At 70.3% G+C, this 19944-nt stretch carries 17 protein-coding genes, 2 tRNA genes and 2 pseudogenes; 7 read left to right on the top strand and 14 right to left on the bottom strand.

The window, feature by feature from the left end:
• A partial coding sequence (locus C892_RS0126200; protein WP_040685613.1) for an LVIVD repeat-containing protein occupies positions 1–902 on the bottom strand: 902 nt, incomplete at its 3' end.
• A gap of 244 nt (positions 903–1146) precedes the next feature.
• Here C892_RS0126200 and C892_RS0126195 point away from each other — a divergent pair.
• A complete protein-coding gene (locus C892_RS0126195; RefSeq protein WP_017559637.1) occupies positions 1147–1875 on the top strand; it encodes a DUF305 domain-containing protein in 729 nt (242 codons plus the stop codon).
• A 253-nt stretch (positions 1876–2128) separates the two neighbouring features.
• Here C892_RS0126195 and clpX read toward each other — a convergent pair whose 3' ends face one another.
• The 5 genes from clpX to C892_RS0126170 all read right to left on the bottom strand — a co-directional run bounded on the left by clpX (position 2129) and on the right by C892_RS0126170 (position 7002).
• A complete protein-coding gene (gene clpX / locus C892_RS0126190; protein ID WP_017541501.1) occupies positions 2129–3403 on the bottom strand; it encodes an ATP-dependent Clp protease ATP-binding subunit ClpX in 1275 nt (424 codons plus the stop codon).
• A gap of 266 nt (positions 3404–3669) precedes the next feature.
• Positions 3670–4332 (bottom strand): ATP-dependent Clp protease proteolytic subunit, encoded by a 663-nt coding sequence (locus C892_RS0126185; RefSeq protein ID WP_017541500.1) that lies wholly within the window; start codon positions 4330–4332, stop codon positions 3670–3672.
• An 85-nt stretch (positions 4333–4417) separates the two neighbouring features.
• Positions 4418–5017, bottom strand: coding sequence for an ATP-dependent Clp protease proteolytic subunit (locus C892_RS0126180; RefSeq protein WP_083934482.1), 600 nt, complete (start codon positions 5015–5017; stop codon positions 4418–4420).
• A gap of 225 nt (positions 5018–5242) precedes the next feature.
• On the bottom strand, positions 5243–6676 hold the full coding sequence (gene tig / locus C892_RS0126175) for a trigger factor (protein WP_017559634.1): 1434 nt from the start codon (positions 6674–6676) through the stop codon (positions 5243–5245).
• 251 nt (positions 6677–6927) lie between these two features.
• Positions 6928–7002: transfer RNA gene (locus tag C892_RS0126170), tRNA-Pro, on the bottom strand.
• Between the two features lie 111 nt (positions 7003–7113).
• Here C892_RS0126170 and C892_RS0126165 point away from each other — a divergent pair.
• Positions 7114–7184 (top strand) — tRNA-Gly (locus C892_RS0126165).
• Positions 7185–7268: 84 nt separating this feature from the next.
• On the opposite strand, the pseudogene C892_RS29640 reads toward C892_RS0126165, so the two are convergent.
• The 4 genes and pseudogenes from C892_RS29640 to C892_RS30180 form a co-directional block, all read right to left on the bottom strand.
• A pseudogene (locus C892_RS29640) lies at positions 7269–7607 on the bottom strand (tyrosine-type recombinase/integrase); the annotation flags it as partial.
• Between the two features lie 167 nt (positions 7608–7774).
• Positions 7775–7995: pseudogene (locus tag C892_RS32455) on the bottom strand (transposase); the annotation flags it as partial.
• Positions 7996–8239: 244 nt separating this feature from the next.
• The gene (locus C892_RS0126155) at positions 8240–8488 is read right to left on the bottom strand and encodes a hypothetical protein (protein WP_017559632.1); all 249 of its coding nucleotides are present in this window, start codon (positions 8486–8488) and stop codon (positions 8240–8242) included.
• Between the two features lie 10 nt (positions 8489–8498).
• Positions 8499–9296, bottom strand: coding sequence for a RelA/SpoT domain-containing protein (locus tag C892_RS30180; protein ID WP_017559631.1), 798 nt, complete (start codon positions 9294–9296; stop codon positions 8499–8501).
• Positions 9297–9685: 389 nt separating this feature from the next.
• On the opposite strand from C892_RS30180, the gene C892_RS0126145 reads away from it, so the two are divergent.
• The 4 genes from C892_RS0126145 (at position 9686) to C892_RS29630 (ending at position 15015) form a co-directional block, all read left to right on the top strand.
• Entirely contained in the window at positions 9686–10171 is a 486-nt protein-coding gene (locus C892_RS0126145; protein ID WP_017541497.1) for an adenylyltransferase/cytidyltransferase family protein, read from the top strand.
• A 352-nt stretch (positions 10172–10523) separates the two neighbouring features.
• Positions 10524–12407: an ABC transporter ATP-binding protein gene (locus C892_RS0126140; protein ID WP_017541496.1), complete on the top strand. Its 1884-nt coding sequence runs from the start codon at positions 10524–10526 to the stop codon at positions 12405–12407.
• 165 nt (positions 12408–12572) lie between these two features.
• Positions 12573–13220, top strand: a complete 648-nt coding sequence (locus tag C892_RS0126135; protein ID WP_017559630.1) for a TetR/AcrR family transcriptional regulator — start codon at positions 12573–12575, stop codon at positions 13218–13220.
• A 139-nt stretch (positions 13221–13359) separates the two neighbouring features.
• Positions 13360–15015: a DHA2 family efflux MFS transporter permease subunit gene (locus tag C892_RS29630; RefSeq protein WP_051060609.1), complete on the top strand. Its 1656-nt coding sequence runs from the start codon at positions 13360–13362 to the stop codon at positions 15013–15015.
• 105 nt (positions 15016–15120) lie between these two features.
• On the opposite strand, the gene C892_RS0126125 is transcribed toward C892_RS29630, so the two are convergent.
• Positions 15121–15567 (bottom strand): hypothetical protein, encoded by a 447-nt coding sequence (locus tag C892_RS0126125; protein WP_017559629.1) that lies wholly within the window; start codon positions 15565–15567, stop codon positions 15121–15123.
• Between the two features lie 314 nt (positions 15568–15881).
• Between C892_RS0126125 and C892_RS0126120 the strand changes: the two genes are divergently transcribed.
• Positions 15882–16682: an ABC transporter ATP-binding protein gene (locus C892_RS0126120; RefSeq protein WP_017559628.1), complete on the top strand. Its 801-nt coding sequence runs from the start codon at positions 15882–15884 to the stop codon at positions 16680–16682.
• Positions 16683–16753: 71 nt separating this feature from the next.
• On the opposite strand, the gene C892_RS0126115 is transcribed toward C892_RS0126120, so the two are convergent.
• The 3 genes from C892_RS0126115 to C892_RS0126105 form a co-directional block, all read right to left on the bottom strand.
• Complete coding sequence (locus C892_RS0126115; RefSeq protein ID WP_017559627.1) at positions 16754–16978, bottom strand: antitoxin; 225 nt, start codon at positions 16976–16978, stop codon at positions 16754–16756.
• A gap of 151 nt (positions 16979–17129) precedes the next feature.
• Entirely contained in the window at positions 17130–18473 is a 1344-nt protein-coding gene (gene mgtE / locus C892_RS0126110; RefSeq protein ID WP_026124648.1) for a magnesium transporter, read from the bottom strand.
• Positions 18474–18590: 117 nt separating this feature from the next.
• Positions 18591–19706, bottom strand: coding sequence for a PP2C family protein-serine/threonine phosphatase (locus tag C892_RS0126105; RefSeq protein ID WP_017541490.1), 1116 nt, complete (start codon positions 19704–19706; stop codon positions 18591–18593).
• Positions 19707–19944 lie beyond the last annotated feature (238 nt).

The following is a 19944-nucleotide window of genomic DNA, read 5'->3' as shown; positions in this document are numbered from 1 at the left end:
TCGCCCTTGTTGGTGAACGTCGCCGAGTGCCAGAACGCGAAGTTCTCGTCCCGCACCGTCTCGATCACCTCGGGCCGCAGGGGGTCGCTGATGTCCATGATCACGCCGTCGCCCATGCAGGCCCCGGCCGCCAGACCCTTCTCCGCGTAGGCGGTGATGTCGTGGCAGCCCTGGGTCGGACGCAGCAGGCCGTCCTGGTCGTGGTTGCCCCCGTCGGGGAAGAGCACCGGCTCCGCGACCACCGACGCGTCCTGCGGGTCGTCCTTGGGCACCTCGATGACCGAGATCTTGTCGTGCGGGGGCCGGCAGTTCGGATACCGGTCCGAGGGCGCGTAGGAGGAGACGTAGATGTGGTCGCTCTCCTCGCCCTGGATCAGGGTGTTGGTGTGCGATCCGCAGTCCGTGCGCACGGAGGCGATGTACTCGGGGCGGGACTTGTCCGAGATGTCGAAGATCCGGATGCCCTCGAAGGCGTCCGGATCGGCCGGGGTGCTCGCCGGGGCGCCGCACTCGTCGCCGGCGCGCGGGTACTCGACCGAGAAGTAGAGCAGGTCCCCGCTGACCGACACGTCGGCCTGGCCGCCCGGACACAGCACCGCCGCGGTGATCTCGGGCTCGGCGGGGTCCGAGACGTCGTGGACCACGAAGCCGTTGTAGTTGCCCACGATGACGTGGTCGCCGGTGAAGGCGAGGTCGGAGTTGGTGGGCTCGAACCCTTCGGGCTTGGGCAGGTTCGCCATGAGCTCGACGTTGTCGCTCTTGTCGATCTCGTCGACGGGGGTGTCCGCCTGCGCCGGCAGCGCGGAGGCGATCAGTCCCGCGGCGGCCAGGAGGGCCACGGCCGCGCCGGGTAGGCGCCGCCGGAACGGGCGTTTCTTGGACACCCGGGGGGATATCGGCATGAGGGCTCCTCTTCGTCTCCCTACCGAAGGTGAACACGAAGAAGATACATACCGATACGAACGGCGACCATAGGTAAAATCGTCACAAAAGACTACACAGGGCGATCACGCCAGCTCACATGGTGCACACCCGCTCCGTCACCGTCCGTCGACCCTGCGGATACTGGACAAACCGCCCTGCCGACCAGTAGACATCCCGGAAGCGGCCGACCGCCGCTCCGTTCCCCCGCCGAGAGGAGCCCCCGTGCCGCGTCGCACCCTGACGCTCGGAGCCGCCCTCCTCCTCGCCGCGGCCACCGCCTGCTCGGGCGGCGCCTCCGGCGACGAGCCCGACGTGCTCATGCCGGGCGGACCCGGCGAGTCCGCCTCCCCCGCCTCCCAGGAGCAGATCGACGCCGCCAACCAGGAGATCACGCACAACGAGGCCGACGTCGTCTACCTGCTCAAGATGATCGAGCACCACAAGCAGGCGCTGGACATGACCGCGATGGCCCCCGAGCGCGTCGAGAACGAGGACGTGGAGAAGATCGCCGACCGGATCGAGGACGCGCAGGGGCCGGAGATCGAGGCCATGGAGGCCTGGCTGGAGACCAACGTCTACGGGCCGGCCGAGGGCAACCCCAACTACGCCGACTCCTGCGGCCTCACGCAGTGGCGCGAGGGCGACGACGGGGTCGAGGGCGGCGGCCACCACGGCGGGGGCGGCCTGGAGGCCTGCCCCATCGAGATCGACCACACCGACATGCCCGGCATGCTCACCCAGGACCGGCTGGACGACCTGGAGGCCAGCGACGGCGCCGAGTTCGACGCGCTGTTCGTGGAGCTGATGACCGAGCACCACGAAGGCGCCATCGAAATGGCCGAGGACGTCACGGTCGACGGCAAGGACACCGACGTACTGCGGATGGCCAACGACGTCATCGCCGAGCAGCAGGCCGACATCGCCCGCATGGAAGAGGCCCTGGAGGGCTGAGCCCCGGGGCCTCCCCCGCCGCGCGGCCCCCTCTGCGGCCTTCGGTCCGCGGTAAGCGGATGCCGCTGCGCAGGACAGGGAACTGTACCGCGCAGGCGGTGTCGGCGCGGCCGACGAGTGACGGGCGGTGCGGACGCACCCGTCGGCGCGCACGGAACGCTCGGAGCCTCTAGAGCGGACGGATCCGGACGCGAAAGGAGCGGCCGCCCCTATCACGGGGCGGCCGCTCCTTTCGCGTCCGTGGGGAGGGCGCCTAGGCGCTCTTCTCCTCGGGCTCGTCGCCCGGTGCCACGCGCGGGACGATGGTGGGGTTGACGTGCTCCAGCACTGCCTCTCGGGTGATGATCACCTGGCCGACGTCCTCGCGGCTGGGCACCTCGTACATCACCGAGAGCAGAACCTCCTCGATGATGGCGCGCAGCCCGCGGGCGCCGGTGCCGCGGATGATCGCCTGCTCGGCGATGGCCTCCAGGGCGTCGTCGCTGAACTCCAGCTCCACGTTGTCCAGGTCGAACAGGCGCTGGTACTGCTTGACCAGGGCGTTGCGCGGCTCGGTGAGGATCTGCACCAGCGCCTCGCGGTCGAGGTTGTGCACGTTGGTGATGACCGGCAGGCGCCCCACGAACTCTGGGATCATCCCGAACTTGAGCAGGTCCTCGGGCATCGCGTCGGTGAACAGGTCCTCGGCCCGGTGCTCGGAGGGGGTGCGCAGCACCCCGTTGAAGCCCATCCCCTGCTTGCCCACCCGCTGGTCGATGATGCGGTCCAGGCCGGCGAAGGCGCCGCCGCAGATGAACAGCACGTTGGTGGTGTCGATCTGGATGAACTCCTGGTGCGGGTGCTTGCGCCCGCCCTGCGGGGGCACGCTGGCGGTGGTGCCCTCCAGGATCTTGAGCAGCGCCTGCTGCACGCCCTCGCCGGAGACGTCCCGCGTGATCGAGGGGTTCTCGCTCTTGCGGGCGACCTTGTCGACCTCGTCGATGTAGATGATCCCGGTCTCGGCCTTCTTGACGTCGTAGTCGGCCGCCTGGATCAGCTTGAGGAGGATGTTCTCCACGTCCTCGCCGACGTAGCCGGCCTCGGTGAGCGCGGTGGCGTCGGCGATCGCGAAGGGGACGTTGAGGATCTTGGCCAGCGTCTGGGCGAGCAGCGTCTTGCCCGAGCCGGTGGGGCCCAGCAGCAGGATGTTGGACTTGGCGATCTCCACGTCCTCGTCGCGGGGGCGGTCGCCCTCGGACTGGACCCGCTTGTAGTGGTTGTAGACCGCGACGGAGAGCGCCTTCTTCGCCTGTTCCTGGCCGATCACGTAGGAGTCGAGGAACTCGTAGATCTCCCGCGGCTTGGGGAGGCTGTCCCACTTGAGCTCGGTGGAGTCGGCGAGCTCCTCCTCGATGATCTCATTGCACAGGTCGATGCACTCGTCGCAGATGTACACACCCGGGCCGGCAATGAGCTTCTTCACCTGCTTCTGGCTCTTGCCGCAGAAAGAGCACTTCAGCAGGTCTCCACCGTCGCCGATGCGTGCCACCCAGCCACTCCTTAAAACGTAGGCCGCCCCGTCAACGGCGCCCGTGCGCCCGCTGCGCGGTCCGCTGTGCGAGGCGTCCCCAGCGAGCCATCCGCTATTGCAGGATATGCCCTCCGGCGCCGACTCCGTGCGGGGTGATCTGTGCGTCGCTCCTTACGAGCGTAAGCGAAGTGGGAGACCGGCTTCACCATCCGTTCCCCCGCGGCGTGTGGAGCCGGTGCCCCGAGGGCGGGCCCCGCGGGCCCTGCCGGGCCCGCGGAAGCCGCCTACTTCAGCGAGGTCTTGCGGTAGGGGAGCACGAAGTCGACGATGCCGTACTCCTTGGCTTCCTCCGCGGTGAGGATCTTGTCCCGCTCGATGTCCTGCGAGATCTCTTCCTCGGTCTTGTCGGTGTGCCGCGCGAGCGTGCTCTCCAGCTGCTTGCGGATCCGCATGATCTCGTTGGCCTGGATCTCGATGTCGCTGGCCTGGCCGCGCGTGACGTCGGTGGCCGGCTGGTGGATCAGGATCCGGGCGTTGGGCAGGCAGCCGCGCTTGCCCTTGCTGCCGCCGGCGAGGAGCACCGCGGCGGCCGAGGCGGCCTGGCCGATGCACACCGTCTGCACGTCCGGGCGGACGAACTGCATCGTGTCGTAGATCGCCATGAGCGACGTGAACGACCCGCCCGGGGAGTTGATGTACATCTGGATGTCGCGGTCGGCGTCGATCTGCTCCAGGGTGAGCAGCTGCGCCATGATGTCGTTGGCCGAGGTGTCGTCGATCTGCACGCCGACGAAGATGATCCGCTCCTCGAAGAGCTTGTTGTACGGATTCATCTCCTTGACGCCGTACGAGGTGCGCTCGACGAACGACGGAAGAATGTAGCGGTTCTGCGGGCTCGGCGGAGCCATACCGCCTGCGCCGAACGCCTTGTGCGCGTACTCGTTCATGTTCTGGCCCTCCACATGCACCGTACTTCGGGGGTAACCGGCCCTGCGCCCGTTCGCGGCCCCGGCCGCGGCCGGGAGCCCGGCCTCAGGACTGCCCGGAGACGTCGAGGGTGCCCTCGAGCACCTCGTCGATGAATCCGTACTCCTTGGCCTCCTGGGCGGTGAACCAGCGGTCCCGGTCGGAGTCCTTCGCGATCTGCTCCACCGTCTGGCCGGTGTGGAAGGCGATGCGCTCCTGGAACATCTTCTTCACGTAGAGCAGGTCGTCCGCGAGGATCCGGATGTCGGAGGCCGTGCCCCCGATCCCGCCGATCGGCTGGTGCATCATCACGCGGGCGTGGGGCAGCGCGAAGCGCTTGCCGGTCGCACCGGCGCACAGCAGGAACTGACCCATGGAGGCGGCCATGCCCATGCTGACGGTGCGCACGTCGTTGGGGATGTACTGCATGACGTCGTAGATCGCCATGCCGGCGGTGACCGAACCGCCCGGGGAGTTGATGTAGAGCGTGATGTCCCGCTGGCGGTCCTCGGCCGACAGCAGCAGCAGCTCACCCACGATGCGGTTGGCGATCTCGTCGTCGACCTGCTGGCCGAGGAAGATGATGCGCTGACGCAGCAGGCGCTGGGACGTCTGCTCGAACACCTGGGGAATAGGCGACTCGGCCGTTCGGGCATCGACTCGCATGGACTCATTCTGGGTCGGCGGCACTCTCGTCACCTGCTCCGAAATCGAAACGGTTGCGACGCTTGCGACACTAACGCTCTTCACAGGCCCGCTCGCACGCTTGGCGGTCCTGTTCGCTTTGAGCGCATGGCACGACCGGGAAAGGCCGCCCATTCCGCACGAAGCGAACGGGCCCCCGATCCGCGCACGGCGCGGCCGGGGGCCCAGAGCTTCAGAGCGCAAGCCTTACTCGGACTTGCCGTCCTCGGCCTTCTCTTCGACCTTCTCGTCGGCCTTGTCATCGGCACCCGGGTCCGCCTCCTCGGCGGCGGCGTCAACGGCGGCCTCGGCCGTGGCCTCGGCCTCGTCGCCGCCCTGGGCGGTCTCGACGGCGTTGCCGGACTCGTCGCTCACCTTGGCCTTCTCCAGGACCAGGTCCATGGCCTTGGAGCGGACGACCTCGGTGTAGGCGATCTGCAGCTGGTTGGACTGCACCAGGTGCTGGGCCAGCTGGTCCGGGGAGACGCCCATGCGCTGCGCCTGCTCGACGACGTAGGCGGTCAGGTCCTCCTGGCCGGCCGACAGCTCCTCCTGGACGGCGAGCTGGTCGAGGACGAAGCCGGCCTTGACCGCGGAGCGGGCGCTGGTCTTCAGCTCCTCGTCGAACTCCTCCTCGGTCTGGCCCTGGGACTCCAGGTAGGACTCCTTGGTCAGCCCGCCCTGCTGGAGCTGGTTCTCCAGGCTCTGGCGGCGGCGGTCGACCTCCTCGTCGACGACCGAGTCCGGCAGCGGGATGTCGACCGAGTCGACCAGCTTCTCCATGGCGCGGTCGCGGGCCTGGGAGAGCTGCTGGACGCGGCGCATCTCGCCGAGGCGCTTGCGCACGTCGGCGCGCAGCTCCTCGATGGTGTCGAACTCGCTGGCCAGCTGGGCGAACTCGTCGTCCAGCTCGGGGAGCTCCTTGACCTTGACGCTGTGCACCGTGACGGTGACATCGGCGTCCTGGCCCTCGTGCTCGCCACCGACCAGCTTGGTGGAGAAGGTGGCTTCGTCGCCCTCGGACATGCCCGTCAGGGCCTCGTCCAGGCCCTCGAGCATGGTGTTGGTGCCGACCTCGTAGGAGACGCCGCTGGCCTGGACGTCCTCCAGCTTCTCGCCGTCGACGGCGGCGGAGAGGTCGATGGACACGTGGTCGCCCTCGGCGGCCGGACGGTCGGCGCCGACCAGGGTGGAGAACCGCTCGCGCAGGTTGCCCAGCTGCTCCTCGACCTGCTCGTCGGCGGCCTCGGCGTCGTCGACCGTGACCTCGATGCCCTCCCAGTCGGTGACCTCGAACTTGGGTCGGACGTCGACCTCGGCGGTGAAGGCCAGCTCCTCGTTGTCCTCCAGCTTGGTGATCTCCACGTCGGGCTGGCCCAGCGCGAAGACCTCCTCCTTCTGGATGGCCTCGTTGTAGAGCTCGGGGACGGCGTGGTTGACCGCCTCGCTGATCACCGCTCCGCGGCCGACGTAGCGGTCGATCAGCCGGGCCGGCGCCTTACCCGGGCGGAAGCCCTTGATCCGGACCTGCTTGGCCAGCGACTTGTAGGTCTCGTCGAAGGCGTGGTCCAGCTCCTTGAACGGAACCTCGATGGTCAGCTTGACCCGGGTCGGGCTGAGCTCCTCGACATCGGTCTTCACGGGGCGGTACTCCTAGATTTCCGGCTGTTTTCCGGGACGACCCGGCACGCAGGGCACGACGCAAGGCCGCGGTGCCCGGGACGGCACCGGCCGAGCAGTCAGTGATCCGAGCCGTGGGGCCTTGATCCGAGACCGGCACCCGGTCTCGCGTTCGTCCCCCTGCTGATCACACCAAGTCTAGGGCAGAACAGCAGGGGCTCAGGGCCTACGGGAGCCGCAGCGCCCCCGGACCACGAGCCATGACGTACTCGTCGGGGAGGCGGGATTCGAACCCGCGGCCTCATGCTCCCAAAGCATGCGCGCTAACCAAGCTGCGCTACTCCCCGGACTGCTCGCGCCGGCCGTGCCTCCGGGTGTACGACCAACGCTGCGGAGACTGTAGTCTTGTCCCCGTCGGCTCAACGAGTCTAGAGGAAACTCTGACGCACCGGAGCCACGCGGGCGTAGTTCAATGGCAGAACTCCAGCCTTCCAAGCTGGTCATGCGGGTTCGATTCCCGTCGCCCGCTCGGACGACGAAGGGCCAGGGCACCGAAGGAAGTACGGTGCCCTGGCCCTTCGACCGTTAGGGGGGCCGGCCCGGCGCGTGCCCGCTACGTGCCCGTCGGCCCGTCCTCCTCGTCGGGACCGACCGCTCCGGGACCACCTTCCTGATCTTGGGGTTCGCCCGTTTCGGTGTGCGACTCGGCAGCTCCTAAGGCCTCACGCAGCTCCCTCTCCGCTCGCTCCCCCATCGCGTCGGACAGCTCTCGGGCGCGCTCGTCGCGCGCGTGGAGGTAGACGAGTGCCGCGCGGGTACTGGAGTGGCCCATCCTGGTCATCAGCTCCCGCAGCGAGGCGCCGGCTTCGGCCGCGAAGGTGTTGCCCGCGTGCCGAAGATCATGGAAGCGGACACCGGGGAGCTTGGCGTCGATCCGCGCCTTCTGCCAGTACTACGAAGGTGGGCACGGTTTCCGACAGGCACTTGCCCTGCTTGCCGAGACCGACGGTGCCAAGTGCCCGCTGAGACCTTCGGCCTCACGAACCGAGCAGTCCACCGCTCGACCACAAAGGCAGAACCCAACGGCAGGCAGGACGTGTGCCACCCCAAGTTGGGCGACCGCCGCCAGCAGGTCATCCCGGAGCCGAACCCCAGCTCCCGGGATAGGTGCTCCCAGGCGATGCCGGTGTGCAGGACGAACAGAGGATGCCCTAGAGGAGCTTTCGGTCATCGAGACGCTTCCTCCCGGGACGCCGGAAACGCCGTTCGGCTCTGGGGAGCAGCGGCTCGACCCCGGCCCACAGCTCGTCATCGACTTCCCCTGGCCTCGGCCTGGCCACCGGACAACTCCCAGATCATCGCCTCTGTGATGATCCAACCACTCTCAGCCTCATTCCGTTGGGAGTTCCAAGAGGGAAGGCGGCCATCGTCGCATCGACCAGCTTCAATCGGTCACCAAGGGCGCCGACGACACAGCCGCCCCTACGCGAGGAGACCGGGACAGGCCCACTAGGCCAAAGCTGGAATCAGGGAGCTGGCCGGGATCACCCACTAGTGACGTCACCAGCACCTTCGATGCGATCCCTAAGCAGGCTTGACCATTCGCAGCGCGTTGTCGGCTAGCTCCCGCATGCCCTGGAAGTAGCGCGCGTGGGTACGCTTAAGCGCCTCCCAGGAGTCACCACCGAGCACGACGACCTCGATGTCGGACTCATGACGATGCTTGCGTTCGGCGACGAAACGCTCACGCAGAGCGACTTGCCGGTCAGCGAACTCTGCCCTGTGGATGATCTCGCCCGCGGAGCGGTCAAAGACCACAAGGAATTGGGTCATATTAGCGCTCCTAGCTCGTCATCCAACCCGTCAACGCCTCCACTGTAGCCCGCAACCGGTCTTCATGGCCATGGAGGCGCTCCGAGAGAGCGTCACACTGACGCAGCACAGCCCCATCGCACTCGTGCCCGAGCTCTATAGCCCTCGCCTTGACCTCAGCGAGCTGCGCGCCAACGTCCTCAACCTCATGGATCCGCTCACTGATCCGAAGCAGCTTATCGAAGAGTTCTGACCTGGTCAGAGGGGGATCGACCCCTTCAACTGGGTCATCTGGGCGCTCAGGCCCCTCGCCGTACCTCAGCCCTCGCCCCCAACGGTCGCCCAGCTTCTCCACAATCTGAGCCCACGCGTCCTGGAGCTCTGTGCGAACTTGGATTTCCACGGGGAGGTCCGCGACGTAGACCACCACATGCACTGCCCTGTAACCACAGCTGGGCTCAGCTCTGCGGTCCCTCGGTGCGGGCTTCCTCGAGCCATCCGCGAACTCTGTGACGATCCTCTCGACGACCGCGTCCTGACCAGGCCACCCGTCGTCGACGACGATGCGGGCACCAGCCACGTCTTGGACAGACTTCAGCGGCATACTCGGTTCGCGGCGCAGCTTCTGCACTAGGGTTCCCGTGGTCTTCACACGGGTGGCCACTGGATAGCCCAATCGCCTTAGGCGCTTCTCAGCCAGATCCAGGGCATCCTGATAAGCGGCCAAGACCCGCGCAAGCAGGTCGAAGTCAGCGTCACTGATCTCCGTCCCCTTGGCCAGTCGTTTACCGAGCTGGCGGAGCTGCGTCGAGGTGGTGGGAAGCGGCACGGCTGGAAAACTACAGCAAGAGAGGAGCCTCCGCCCTGAACTTGCTCAAGGTCAGCTATAGGAACAGGCCAGCTCGAGCTGACTTGAGGGCGCTCGAGGAGTATCAACGTCTTCGGCCGGTGTCACGGCTTTGAAGAGTTCGACTTCATGGCACCAGAGAGGACGGCATCCCCATCGTCGCGGTCTTCGCTCGCTGCGGACTGGGGCGGGGATCCTGGGTCCAAGTCTGCGCGTTCGGCCGGGTCGCCTCGGGGCCTGGCCTTTTTGTCGTGTGGTGGGTCGTGCGTGCCCCGGGAGGGGCCGGGGCCCCCGGCGGGGATATCTTGGGTCGGGCGGGGAGGGCTCGCCTCGGCCGCTCCGCGTCCGGTCGATCGTGTGAAGGTGTGCAGATGCCGATGCAGGTTCCCGCGCTGACGGCCCGCTGGATCGCCGGGCCGCCGGCCGGTGCGGCCCCGGCCGTGGTGACCGGGGTGTTCGATGTGCTGCACGTGGGCCACCTGCGCTTCCTGTCCGCCATCCGCGACCGCGGGCTGCCCTTGGTCGTGGGGGTGGAGGACGACCGCCGGGTGAGCGCATGGAAGGGCCCGGACCGGCCGGTCAACCCCGACGACGAGCGGGCCGAGCTGCTGGCCGCGCTGCGCTGTGTGGACGGTGTGTTCATCGTCTCCGGACCGCCCGAGGTCAACGACTGGGACTCCTACGCCGGCCTGCTGCGCCCGATGGCGCCCGCAGCGCTGGCCATCACCGCCGGGGACCCGCACACCGAGGCCAAGCGGCGCGGTGCCGAGGCGCTGGGCGCCGAGTTCTGGGAGCTGCCGCTGACCCGCGGCCGCTCCACCAGTGCCACCTTGAACCGCCTCTCCCCCAGCCTGTAGAGCAGGAGCCCGCAGCCCCGGGTTCAGGGGGTGGGGCGCCCCTTCCTCCAGGCGGGCCATGCCCTTCCGGGCCGGGTCAGGCCTCCGCCGGCGGGCCGCACGTCCGCCAGGCGGGCCGGGCGGGGCCGAGGCTCCGGTGGCTCCCGGTGTGAGCGGACGGCGGTTCCGCGGCACGGGGGCCGGCTCCGGTGACGGCCGCTTCCGGCCGCCCGGCTCGAACGGAACGCCCGGGAACAGCCCGCACGGCGGGGCTGTTGACGACGCTGCAGGGCGGCGCCCGATCCGGCGCGCGCCGCCGTGCTTCCGCGCGATGTCCCGATGGGGAACGAGCCCGAGGGGGAATGAGGTCGAGATGGCGATGATGGGCGGGGGCGGGCCCCCGATCTACCGTTCCCTGGTCAACGACGGCAGCGCCGCCAAGACGACGCTGCCCAAGGGCCTCGCCCGGCGCATCGTGGGCTATGCCCGGCCGCACTGGCGCTCCATCGTGCTCTTCGTGACCGGTACCTCACTGGCCTCGGCGATCGTGGTGGCCAACCCGCTGCTGCTCAAGCAGATCATCGACCAGGGCGTCGGCGGCCGCGACACCGGCCTGGTGGCCTCGCTGGCCCTGGCCGTGGCCGGGCTGGCGTTCCTGGAGGCCGTGCTCAACCTGGCCAACCGGTGGCTGTCCGCGCGCATCGGCGAGGGCGTCATCTACCTGCTGCGCACCCAGGTGTTCACGCACGTCCAGCGGATGCCGCTGGCGTTCTTCACCCGCACCCAGACCGGGTCGCTGATCAGCCGGCTCAACACCGACGTGGTGGGCGCCCAGCGGGCCATCACCTCGGTCCTGCAGTCGGTGGTGTCCAACCTCATCAGCACGGTCGCCGTGCTGGCCACCATGTTCGTGCTCTCCTGGCAGATCACCCTGGCCGCGCTGGTGATGGTGCCGCTGTTCCTGGTCCCCGCAAAGCTGATCGGCCGCCGGCTCGCCGGCATCTCCCGCGAGGGGATGAACCTCAACGCCGAGATGAGCTCGCTGATGACCGAGCGGTTCAATGTCGGCGGGGCGATGCTGGTCAAGCTGTACGGCCGCCCGAAGGAGGAGGCGGCCGCCTTCGCCGACCAGGCCGGCCGGGTGCGCGACATCGGCATCACCCAGTCCGTGGTGGGCGGCCTGCTGTTCACCATGATCGGGCTGATCACCGCGCTGGCCACCGCGGTCGTCTACGGCGTCGGCGGCGCGCTGGTCATCGGCGGCGCCTTCGAGCTGGGCACGCTGGTGGCGCTCGCCACCCTGCTCACCCGGCTGTACGCGCCCATCACCGCGCTGTCCAACGTCCACGTCGAGGTGATGACGGCCCTGGTCAGCTTCGACCGGGTGTTCGAGGTGCTGGACCTGAAGCCGATGATCGACGAGGCCCCCGACGCCCGGCCGCTGCCCGCGGGCCCGCTGGACGTGGAGTTCGACGGGGTCTCCTTCCGCTACCCCACCGCCGCCGAGTCCTCGCTGACCTCCCTGGAGCTGACCCCCGCCGCCGAGTCGGGCGACGACACCCAGGTGCTCAGCGGGGTGTCCTTCACCGCCCCGGCCGGGGCGCTGGTGGCGCTGGTGGGCCCCTCCGGGGCCGGGAAGACCACCCTGACCCACCTGGTGACGCGGCTCTACGACCCGACCGACGGTGCGGTGCGCCTGGGCGGGACCGACCTGCGGGAGGCGACGTTCGACTCGGTGCGCGATGCGGTGGGCGTGGTCACCCAGGACGCCCAGCTCTTCCACGACACCGTCGGGGCCAACCTGCGCTACGCCCGGCCCGACGCCACCGACGCCGAACTGGAGGAGGCGATGCGGGCGGCGCAGTTGGGCCACCTGCTGGAGGCGCTCCCCGACGGCCTGGACACCATGGTGGGCGACCGGGGCTACCGGCTCTCCGGCGGTGAGAAGCAGCGGCTGGCGATCGCGCGGCTGCTGCTCAAGCGCCCCTCGGTGGTGGTGCTGGACGAGGCGACGGCGCACCTGGACTCCGAGTCCGAGGCGGCCGTGCAGCGGGCGCTGGCCACGGCCCTGGAGGGGCGCACCTCGCTGGTGATCGCCCACCGGCTGGCCACGGTGCGCGAGGCCGACCTGATCCTCGTCATGGAGGACGGGCGGATCCTGGAGCGCGGCACCCACGACGAGCTGCTGGACCAGGGCGGGCTCTACACGGCGCTCTACCGGACCCAGTTCGCCTCCCAGGAGAAGTCCCGGGCCTGACCCCTGGTGGCCCTGACCGCCCTACCGCCCCGGACGGGGCGGTAGGGCGGTTCCGTATTCCGCCCCCTACCCGAGATTCAGATCACGCAGAAATTCAGTTGCCGCATTTTTGCAGAGACTGCAATATAGAGAGTGGCGAGGACGGACCGACACCGAGGGGGCGCCATGGGACTGCGCGAGCGCAAGAAGCGCGAGACCCACCGCCGCCTGCACCGCGAGGCGGTCCGGCTGGTGCTGGAGAACGGCCTGGACGCGGTCACCGTCGACGACATCGCCGCCGCCGCGGACGTGTCCTCCCGGACCTTCTTCAACTACTACGCCTCCAAGGACGACGCCCTGGTGGGCGAGGGCCCACTGGCCGCCACCGACGAGGGCCGCGCCGAGTTCATCGCCGGCGGCCCTACGGGGGACCCCGTCGAGGACCTGAAGGCCTACCTGCTCACCTTCGTCCGCGACGACCCGGAGGAGCACCGTTCGGCGTTCGAGGACATGCTCCTGCGCAAGCGGCTCGTGCAGAAGGAGCCGTCGCTGATGCCGCGCGCCATGGCGCGGTTCGCCGAGACCGAGCAGCAGATCGCCGCCGACATCGCGGCGCGACTGGGCGAGGAGGACGACGCGATCCGCCCCCAGCTCGGTGCGCACCTGGCCTCCACCCTGATGCGGTTCACCCTGCACCGCTTCAAGGAGTCCGGGCACGGCCCCTGCCAGGACGCCCGGACCGCCGAGGCCTACCTGAAGGACCTGGAGCGGGTCATGGACGAGACCTTCCAGGCCCTGCGGGGGTTCTTCCTGCTCCCGGGCCAGGGCCCCTGAGCCCGGACCGCACCCGCCTCCCGTCCTCCCGGCGGCCCCGCCCCGGGCCCCGGCCCCACACCCCCCGCCCCATCGAATCGACGCGGCGCCCGCCCCGCGCGGGCGCCCACCCATCCCACGGGGAAGCGAGACCCATCCCATGACGACCACCGGCACCGAGGACCCCTCGGCTCCGCCGAGCGGCGGCAGCGGCGCAAAGGAGAAGAAGAGGCCGCACATCGGCTGGATCTTCTTCAGCGTCATGCTGACGATGCTGCTCGGCGCGCTCGACCAGACCATCGTCTCCACGGCCCTGCCGACCATCGTCGGCGAGCTCAACGGCCTTAAGCACCTGTCCTGGGTGGTCACCGCCTACATGCTCGCCGCCACGGTGGGCATGCCGATCTACGGCAAGGCCGGCGACCTGTTCGGGCGCAAGAACGTCTTCATCTTCGCCATCGGCATGTTCCTGGTCGGCTCGGTGCTGTGCGGCATCGCCCAGAACATGCCGCAGCTCATCGCCTTCCGCGCGCTACAGGGCATCGGCGGCGGCGGTCTGATGATCACCGCCCAGGCGATCATCGCCGACGTGGTGCCCGCCCGCGAGCGCGGCCGCTACATGGGCCTGATGGGCGGCGTGTTCGGGCTGGCCTCGGTGGCCGGCCCGCTGCTGGGCGGGTTCTTCACCGACCACCTCGACTGGCGCTGGATCTTCTACATCAACCTGCCGCTGGGCGCCGCGGCGCTGGCGGTCGCCGCCGCCGTGCTGCACCTGCCCACGCCGACCGGCCCGCGGCCGCGCCTGGACTACCTGGGCACGCTGCTGCTTGCGGCGGCCAGCGTGTGCGTGGTGCTGTTCACCAGCTGGGGCAGGGGCGAGTACGACTGGAACAGCCCGGTGATCATCGGCCTGGGCGCCGGCGCGGTGGTCAGCGCGGCGCTGTTCGTGCTGGCCGAGCACCGGGCGAGCGAGCCGATCATCCCGCTCTCGCTGTTCCGCAACCGCGACTTCGTGCTCACCGCGCTCATCGGCGTCACCGTCGGCATCGCGATGTTCTCCACGGTCTCCTACCTGCCGACGTTCCTGCAGATGGTCAACGGCGCCTCGGCCACCGAGTCCGGGCTGCGGATGGTCCCCATGGTGGCGGGCATGCTGACCGCGACCATCACCACCGGGCGGCTGATCTCCTCCACCGGGCGCTACAAGGTCTTCCCGATCCTGGGCACCCTGGTGATCATGGCCGGTCTGGTGCTGCTGTCCCGGATGGACGCCGGCACGAGCTACCTGTACAACGCCACCGGGATGCTGGTGCTGGGCCTGGGCGTGGGCACGGTGATGCAGAACCTGGTGCTGATCGTGCAGAACTCGGCCCCGGCACGGCACCTGGGCACGGCCACCTCGGCGAACAACTACTTCCGGCAGATCGGGGCGTCGTTCGGCATCGCGGTGTTCGGGTCGATCTTCGTCGGACGGCTCAACGAGCGGGTGGCCGACCTGCCCGGCGGCGGGCTGCAGGTGGAGGGCGGCGAGGCCGGGATCAGCTCACTGACCCCGGACATGCTGCAGGCCCTGCCGCCCGAGGTGCGCGAGGTCGTGGTGCACGCCTTCGCCGGCGCGCTTCCGCCCGTGTTCCTGTACGGGGTGCCGATCGTGCTGGTCGGGTTCGTGCTCTCGCTCTTCATCAAGGAGCGCCCGCTGGCGACCACCGTGGGCGCCGCCGAGGAGCCCGGAGACGGCGGCGGTCCCGGCGGAGAGGGCCCCGCGGAGCGGCCCGGCGACCCCGGGGAGCCGGAGAAGGCCGGCGCCTCCGCCTGACCCCCGGCCGACCTGCGGCCGGGCGCCCGCCCCCGCTGTCGGGGCGGGCGCCCGGAACGGCGGAGGGCGGACAGGAGCAGGAGTGGGGTGGCGCGGGGGCCCACCTCACTTCTTCTTTTTCTTCTTCTTTTTCTTCTCGCCCTTGCCGGAGCCGCGCTCGGGGGCCCCGTCCCCGGCGCCTTCCGGAGCCGCGGACGCCTTCTCCTTCTCGGCCCGCTTGCGCTCCTTCTTGCGCCGCTTCTTGAGGTCCTTCTTCTTGGGCTTCTTCGCGTCCTTGGACGTGAGGTGGGGGCGGAGGGGGTCGGGCACCGGCACCACCCCGGGGCCGCCCTCGAAGATCCAGTCGTCGAGCTCGTCCAGCAGCCCGTCCTCGGTGAAGTCGCCCAGCCACACCGGCCGCCCGCCGGACGCACGCCCCTTGGAGGAGGGCTGGACCACCACCACGTTGGCCTTGAAGCAGATGCCGAGGCACTTGCTCACGCGGACGGGCACGGACCGCCCTTCATGGTCCTCGATCCCGCCGAGCCGCTTCAGCTGCCCCTTGTGGTCCACTCCGGGGACCTTCTTCTTGGTCCCGCAGCAGCACCCCCGGCAGACGACGAGCTTGCACGGCTGGTCCGCTGGATCCGCTCCCACCTTCTCGCGCCCCTTCCGCGCCCTGTGCGGCGCGATGTGCCCATTGCCGCTTACCACGGTAGACGTGCGGGCCGACCGCGAAGAACGCGGCCCCGCGGCCCCGTCGGCCGGGGAAGCGCCGCCCCGGCCCCGCGACCGCAGGCCCGGGGCGCCCCCGGCGGTAGGGTGATCCGGCGCCGGGCCCGGCGCCGAGGAGGAACCGACCCGTACCGACGGAGGGCGGTGAGCGCGTGGCCGCCGACGACCGCGCCCCGAACGTGATCGAGGCCGACCGGGTGGACCTGGTCCGCTCCGGCAAGCCCCTGCTCGACCAGGTGGACCTGGTGGTGCGCCCCGGCGAGCACTGGGCGCTGCTGGGCCCCAACGGCGCGGGCAAGACCACCCTGCTCCACCTGCTCGGGGCCCGCGCCCACCCCACCCGCGGCACGGTGCGCGTGCTCGGCCACCTGCTGGGGCGGGTGGACGTGCGCGCGCTGCGGGCCCGGATCGGCCACGTCGACCCCCGCCACGACCTGCGGTCGGCACTGCCGGCCCGCCGGGTGGTGCTCACCGGGGCGACCGGGAGCATCGAGGTCCCGCCCCGCTGGGAGCCCTCCCCCGCACAGCGGGCGCGCGCCGAAGAGCTTCTGGACCTGCTCGGCGCCGCGGCCCGGGCGGACGACCCGTGGACCACGCTGTCCCAGGGCGAGCGCGGCCGGGTGCTGATCGCCCGCGCGCTGATGGCCGAGCCCGACCTGCTGCTCATGGACGAGCCGGCCACCGGGCTGGACGTGGCCGCGCGCGAGGGGCTGCTGGCGGCGGTGGACCGGCTGCGCGCCGCGCGCCCGCACATGGCCACGGTGATGGTCACCCACCACCTGGAGGAGCTGCCGGCGACCACCACCCACGCGCTGCTGCTGCGGGCCGGGCGGGCGGTGGCCCACGGACCCGCGGACTCCGTGCTGACCTCGAAGCACGTCTCGGAGTGCTTCGACCACCCGATCGGGATCGAGCGGCGCGGCGGCCGCTGGAGCGCCCGGGCCCGCCCATGAGCGCGGTGCGACGCCCGGGGCCTTCCCCGGGCGCCGCACCTCCTCACGTCTGCGCGCGCCGGCGCGGGCGGCTATCCCTTCCCGTCTGCGCCGCCGTCCTCGCCGCGCTCCTTGGCCGCCTGCTTGCGGAGGTACTCGGTCGCCGCACCGCCGGCCTTGTCGATCGTGTCGTCGTGCGCGCCGCCGGTCTTCTCCTTGGCGAATCCGACCGCCTTGTCCACCCCGTCGGCGAGCTTCTCGCCGTGGTCCGCGGCGGCCCTCTTGGCCTTGTCGAAAGCGTCCCCGATTCCGGACATTCCGTCCCCCTTCGGCGCGTCCGGCCAATCTCTCTCCGTAGGCGATACCCACGGCCGCGACCGATCATGCCCGCTCGGAGCGGGGACCGGGTACGGCACGGCCACCGGACGGGCGCACAGCGGGGCCGACGGGCGCGCCCCGGGGGCCGGGTCAGATGTGCAGCACCAGCCGGGCGATGTTGAAGTAGATGAGCAGGCCGGTGGCGTCGACCAGGGTGGCCACCAGCGGCGCGGAGACCACCGCCGGGTCCACCCCGACGCGGCGGGCCAGCAGCGGCATGCAGCTGCCGATCGCCGCGGCCCAGACGCAGATGGAGATCACCGACAGCCCCACCACCCCGGCGACCAGCGGTCCCACCAGGGCCGAGCCGATCACCAGCGCGACGCAGGCCAGCATCAGCCCCAGCAGCAGGCCGACCCGGGCCTCCTTCCAGGCCACCCGGGGCAGGTCGCGCACCCGCACCTCGCCCACGGCCAGGGCGCGCACGATGGCGGTGGCCGACTGCGAGCCCACGTTCCCGCCGGTGCCGGTGAGCATCGGCACGAACAGGGCCAGCGCGGTGACCTCCTCCAGCGTCGCCTCGTAGGCCTGCATGACGTTGACGGTCAGGGTGGCGGCGACGATGAGGAGCAGCAGCCAGGTGGCCCGGGCGCGGGCCAGGCGCACCACGCCGGCGGCCACGTAGTGCCCGGCCACCGGGCTGGCGCCGGACTGGCGGGCGATGTCCTCGGAGTCGGCGGCCTCGATCAGCTCCAGGGCGTCGTCGAAGGTGAGCAGCCCGACGAAGCGGTCCTCGGAGTCGACCACCGGCAGGGCGACCAGGTTGGCCTCCTGCATCAGGCGGGCGGCGTCCTCGGCCGGCTCGGCGGCGCGCACCCGCGGCACCAGGACGTCCACCACGTCCTTGAGCTCGGCCTCGTCGTCGGCGCGCACCAGGTCGGCCAGCTGCACGGTGCCGTCGAACCGGCGGCCGTCGGCGACCACCGGCAGGGTGTAGACCGTCTCGGCGTCGGCGCTCTTGGCCCGCACGACCTCCAGGGCGCGCCCCACCGTCAGGTCGCGGTGCAGGATCACCGTCTCCGGGGTCATGTACCGGCCGACCGAGCCCTCGGGGTAGCCGAGCAGCGCGGCGGTCATCTTGCGCTCGGCGGGGCTGAGCCCGGCCAGGGCCCGGGTGGCGATCTTGGCGGGGGCCTCCCCGATCAGCCGTGCGCGGTCGTCGGGGTCCATCTCCTCCAGCAGGTCGTGGAAGGCCGCATCGCGCAGGCCGACCAGGATCTCCTGCTGGTGGACGGGGTCGAGCTCCTCGAAGACCTCCAGCTCGCGGTCCTTGTCCAGGAGCCGGAAGGGCACGATCGCACGGTGGCTGTCCATGCGTTCCAGCTCGTCGGCGATCTCATAGGGGGCGTGGCCGGCCAGCCATAGGCGGATCCCGGTGAGGTCGTTCTCCTCGATCAACCGGATGAGCTCTTCGCCGTTGTCCTCTTCGGACATCCCGAGCACCCCCCTTGCTCCCTCGTCCGTTGCGGCGCGCGTGCCCCGGGCGCGCGCGGGCCCGCGGCGGGCACCGTGCGACGGTACCCCCGCCCGGGGGCCCACTCGGGGAAGGCATCAGGAACGCCAGATGACCACGAGCGCCGTGTCGTCGTTGCCGCCCTTGCCGAGGGTGTCCACGATGCGCTCGATGCCCTTGCGGAAGCCCTGCCGGGACCCTTGGGCCACCATCTGGTCGGCCGCGCCGAGAAGCCGGTCGACGCCCGCGTCGAGGTCCTCGCCGGGGGTCTCGATCAGCCCGTCGGTGTAGAGCATGATCGCGTCGCCGGGGCGCAGGCGGCCCTCCGCCGGCGTGTAGGTCATCTCGGGGATGACCCCGAGCACGACGCCCTTGGCATCGGTAGTCGACCACTGTCCGGCGCCGTTGTCGAACTGGACCGCCGGGGGGTGTCCGGCCGAAGTGATGAGGTAGTCGCCGGTTTCCAGGTCGATGCTCAGGTGCACCGCCGTGACGAATCCCTCACCCTCGGCCGTGCGGACCAGGTGGTCGTTGCAGTAGGCGAGGAACTCCTCGGTGGGCACGGCGCTGAGCATGCCGCTGAAGGCGCCGGAGAGCAGCAGGGCCCGGGTCCCGGCGTCCACGCCCTTGCCCGAGACGTCCACCAGGGCCAGGTCCAGGCGCCGGTCCTGCTGCCGGGAGAGGAGGAAGTCGCCGCCGAAGGAGGACCCCCCGGCCTGGCGCAGCACCGCGCCGGCGCCCCAGCCCGAGGGCAGGTCGGGCAGGCGGCCCTGGGCGCGCAGCCGGTCGCGCAGCTCCAGCAGCATCTTCTCGCCGCCGAAGCCCTGCACGCCCAGCCGCTCGCGCACCCCCGACAGCAGGTAGGCCAGCACCCCGGCGACACCGATGGTGACGGCCAGGCCGGGGCCGACCTGGCCGAAGTCCAGGGCCAGGGCGGTCGCCAGCAGCGCGGCGGCCACCACCCCGAGCAGGAATGCCAGGCTCTTGCGCTTGAGCAGGAGTCCGCCGGCGAGCACGGTGAGGATGACGGCGCTGGGCGGGAACCAGCCGGGTGGGCCCCATACGGCCCCGGCGCAGATCCCCACCGCGAGCAGGACCAGGGTGATGAGCACCAGCCGGTAGCGGAAGAGCACTTTGCGCCGGAGAAAGGCGGCCGCGCGCTGCCAGAGGGAGCGGAGGCGGCGGCTGATCTTCGCGGCAGGCGTGGAGTTCATCGTTCCCGCACCTTAGCGCGGGAAAACCGGTCGAGCACGCCGCCCCGTCGGCAAATCCGGCAGCGGTCCCCAAAAGGGACCATCCGATATCGCGCCTGCGTGCGGCCCGGAAATCGCGCAGAACTCCTCATGGTCAAGTATGGCCGGACGAGCGGGCGCGCGTCAGGCATCCGGCGATCTCACACCCGATTCGACGGAAAAACATTCGCCTCCGGCGGGGCGCGGGCGGTAGGAACCG

Source organism: Nocardiopsis baichengensis YIM 90130, from assembly GCF_000341205.1.
GTDB lineage: Bacteria > Actinomycetota > Actinomycetes > Streptosporangiales > Streptosporangiaceae > Nocardiopsis_A > Nocardiopsis_A halophila.
Note: the sequence above shows the minus strand (reverse complement) of the source record. Positions and strands in the feature narration are given on the sequence as shown.